Source organism: Pseudoduganella sp. RAF53_2, from assembly GCF_052113985.1.
GTDB lineage: Bacteria > Pseudomonadota > Gammaproteobacteria > Burkholderiales > Burkholderiaceae_D > Rugamonas.
The window spans coordinates 1-4,292 of the sequence record NZ_JBFRDW010000533.1 but is presented as its reverse complement, the minus strand read 5'-3'; the positions used below and the strand labels follow the sequence as shown (position 1 = coordinate 4,292).

General features: G+C 59.7%; 1 pseudogene. It reads left to right on the top strand.

The features are described 5' to 3' along the window. Positions 1 to 621: 621 nt before the first annotated feature. Positions 622 to 4,292, top strand: a pseudogene (locus AB4Z11_RS24755) (heme utilization protein); the annotation flags it as partial.

The following is a 4,292-nucleotide window of genomic DNA, read 5'->3' as shown; positions in this document are numbered from 1 at the left end:
GTCCATGACAATGCTCTTCCCTTGATTCCTTCTTCACTGCAACTATTCGAATTTTGCGTGTAATTTCCGCAAGGAAATATTTAACAAATCAAAAGTTCACCGCAACGGAACCGGTTTGGATGATGAAGCGCCATTTTGCCACGTCCATGACTCTGACGCGCGATGTTACGCAGTAAACAAACTTGTCAAAAAATCGAGTTGCCGACCGGCGACATGTCATTAAATTTTCATGCTGCGAAGCAATGAAACTCGGTATACTGGGCGCCGGATTGAATGATGCTTTCAGGAACTAGTTGTTTTGACGCAACAAATTTGGGGCAAAAATTTTCTTAACGGAACGACTGAAACGGTCGCTTTGTACCCAAGCGTGGCGTCAGCGTCATCTGAAGTCACTTGCATTTTGTTCAAGCAAGTTTACGCGTAAACAATGTTGAGCCACCTAAAGTTCACAAAATTGTTGACGTTAAGAATGAAAAGCAGGGTTTCCTGCTGAGCTAGGCAAGGGTAGAAATTTAGATATCGGCGTAAGCCGAAACGGTGAAAGAGCCTATGGGTAGCGGACCCTTGGCTCGTTTTGCTGTCTGGACAGAACACATAGCGGTACCTCTAGGAGAAATACAAATGAGCCTCATCGTTTCGGGCTTTACCACAGACGCAATTGCGGCCTTGTCGACGTCGCTGATCCCAACCATCGGGACTGACGACATTGCAGCGCTGAGTAGCGATCAGGTCGGTGCCTTCACGACCCTGCAAATCCCTATGTTCACGACGCAGCAGCTGTCGTTGGGCTTCAATAGTGACCAGACGATTGCGCTGACCTCGAATCAAGTAGGCGCTTTGACCTCCTCGCAAATTGGTGCTTTCGCTACCGCCAGCATGGCTGCGATGGAAACCGGCGATTTCGCCGCCATCAAGACTGCCTCGCTCGCCGGCCTGACCACCGTCCAGGTGAAGGCCCTGACGACCGATCAGATCGTCGCCCTGACCACCAGCCAGGCCAACGCGCTGAGCACCGCGCAAGTTGTTGCCCTGACTACTGATGCCATCGTCGCCCTAGAGACCGCCGACCTGGCCGCCCTGCGCAGCTCCGCTATCGCTGCCCTGGCAACCGCCCAGGTATCCGCACTGACCACTGCCCAGACCGCAAACCTGACCACCCAGCAGGTGGCCGCACTGACCACCGCTTCGGCTAGCGTACTGAGCTCCGATCAGGTTGTTGCTCTGTCCTCCAATCAGATCGCCGCAATGAATACCGCGCAGGTGTCGTCGCTGGCTACCGCTTCGGTCGCAGCGATTGAGACTGCTGACCTGGCAGGCCTGTCCACCGCCGCCGTCGTCRCCCTGAAGACTGCCCAGATCGCAGCGCTCGGCACTGCCCAGGTTGCGAACCTGTCGACCAACCAGGTTGCTGCGCTGACCACGGCTGCTCTGTCTGCCGGCTTCAGCACCGACCAGATCGTTGCGCTGACTTCCAACCAGGCTGGCGCGCTGTCCAGCGCCCAGGTTGCAGCTCTGAGCACCAACAACATCGCTGCTCTGGAAACCGCAGACTTCGCTAACCTGAAGACTTCGGCAATTGCTGCTCTGTCGACCAACCAGGTGAAGGCACTGACCACCGACCAGGTTGTTGCACTGAGCACTTCGCAGGCTTCGGTGCTGTCCAGCTCCCAGTTCGCTGCCCTGACCACTGATGGCATCGCCGCTCTGCAGACCCAGGACCTGAATGCCGTCAAGACCAGCACCATTGCTGCTCTGGGCTCGGCACAAGTTGCTGCCCTGACCACCGACCAGGTGAAGAACCTGGCTACCGCATCGATCGCTTCGCTGAGCACCGCCGGTATTGCCGGCCTGTCGACCGACTCTGTCGTGGCGCTGACCTCGAACCAAATCGCAGTGCTGAACACCGCACAAGTTGGCGCCCTGTCCTCGAACGCCATCGGCGCGATCGAAACCCAGGACATCGCCGGCCTGACTACCGCCGCTGTGGCTTCCCTGAAGTCGAACCAGCTGGTTGGCCTGACCACCGACCAGATCGGCGCACTGTCGACCAACCAGGTTGCTGCCTTCGGCACCGCCGCCATGGCGACCGGCCTGAGCACCGACCAGATCGTTGCCCTGACCTCGAACCAGGCTGGCGCACTGTCCAGCGCCCAGGTTGCTGCTCTGAGCACCAATAACATCGCCGCTCTGGAAACCGCTGACTTCGCCAACCTGAAGACTGCATCCATCGCCGCTCTGTCGACCGGTCAGATGAAGGCCCTGACCACCGACCAGGTGGTTGCACTGAGCACCGCACAAGCCAACGTGCTGAGCAGCTCTCAAGTTGGTGCAATGACCACCGACGGTATCGCTGCCCTGCAGACCCAGGACCTGAACGCAATCAAGACCAGCACCATCGCTGCTCTGGGTTCGGCACAGGTTGCTGCACTGACCACCGACCAGGTGAAGAATCTGGCGACCGCATCGATCGCTTCGCTGAGCACCAACGGCATCTCCGGTCTGTCGACCGACGCTGTGGTTGCCCTGACTTCGAACCAGTTCGCTGTGATGTCCACCGCCCAGATCGGCGCCCTGTCGTCGAACGACATCGCCGCTATCGAGACCCAGGACATCGCCGGCCTGTCGACCGCTGCAGTTGCTGCACTGAAGTCGAACCAGCTGGTTGGCCTGACCACTGACCAGATTGGCGCACTGTCGACCAACCAGGTTGCCGCCTTCGGCACCGCTGCCATGGCGACCGGCCTGAGCACCGACCAGATCGTTGCCCTGACCTCGAACCAGGCTGGCGCGCTGTCCAGCGCCCAGGTCGCCGCCCTGAGCACCAACAACATTGCTGCCCTGGAAACCGCGGACTTCGCTAACCTGAAGACTTCGTCGATTGCTGCCCTGTCGACCAACCAGGTGAAGGCACTGACCACCGACCAGGTCGTAGCTCTGAGCACCGCACAAGCCAACGTTCTGAGCAGCGCTCAAGTTGGCGCGCTGACCACTGATGGCATCGCAGCTCTGCAAACCCAAGACCTGAACGCCATCAAGACCAGCACCATCGCTGCTCTGGGTTCCGCACAGGTGTCGGCATTGACCACTGACCAGGTGAAGAACCTGACGACCGGCTCGATCGCTGCCCTGAGCACCAACGGCATCTCCGGCCTGTCGACCGACGCAGTTGTGGCACTGACCTCGAACCAGTTCGCTGTGATGTCCACCGCGCAGATCGGCGCGCTGTCGTCGAATGCCGTTGGCGCAATCGAAACTCAGGACATCGTTGGCCTGTCTACCGCTGCAATCGCTTCCCTAAAGTCGAACCAGCTGCCAGGCCTGACCACTGACCAGATTGGCGCGCTGTCGACCAACCAGGTAGCAGCCTTCGGCACCGCTGCCATGGCGACCGGCCTGAGCACCGACCAGATCGTTGCCCTGACCTCGAACCAGGCTGGCGCGCTGTCCAGCGCCCAGGTTGCAGCGCTGAGCACCAACAACATCGCTGCGCTGGAAACCGCCGACTTCGCTAACCTGAAGACTGCTGCGATTGCCGCCCTGACCACCGGCCAGGTGAAGGCACTGACCACCGACCAGGTTGTCGCCCTGAGCACCCAACAGGCTAACGTGCTGAACAGCGCACAGTTTGCTGCCCTGAGCACCGATGACGTGGCTGCCCTGCAGACGCAAGACCTGAACGCGATCAAGACCAGCACCATCGCTGCTCTGGGTTCCGCACAGGTTGCTGCGCTGACCACCGACCAGGTGAAGAACCTGGCGACCGGCTCCATCGCTGCCCTGAGCACTAACGGTATCGCTGGCCTGTCGACCGACGCTGTGGTCGCCCTGACTTCGAACCAGATCGCGGTGCTGAACACTGCGCAAGTAGGCGCCCTGTCCTCGAACRCCATCGGCGCTATCGAGACCCAGGACCTGGCTGGCCTGTCCACCGCCGCTGTGGCTTCCCTGAAGTCGCAACAAATGGCAGGCCTGACCACCGACCAGATCGGCGCACTGTCCACCAACCAGGTAGCCGCCTTCGGCACCGCTGCCATGGCGACTGGCCTGAGCACCAACCAGATCGTTGCCCTGACTTCGAATCAGGCTGGCGCACTGTCCAGCACCCAGGTTGCCGCGCTGTCGACCAACAACATCGCTGCGCTGGAAACCGCTGACTTCGCAAATCTGAAGACTGCTGCTATCGCTGCTCTGGGTACCGCGCAAGTTAAAGCACTGACCACCGACCAGGTAGTTGCACTGAGCACTCAGCAGGCTAACGTGCTGAACAGCGCGCAGTTTGCAGCCCTGAGCAC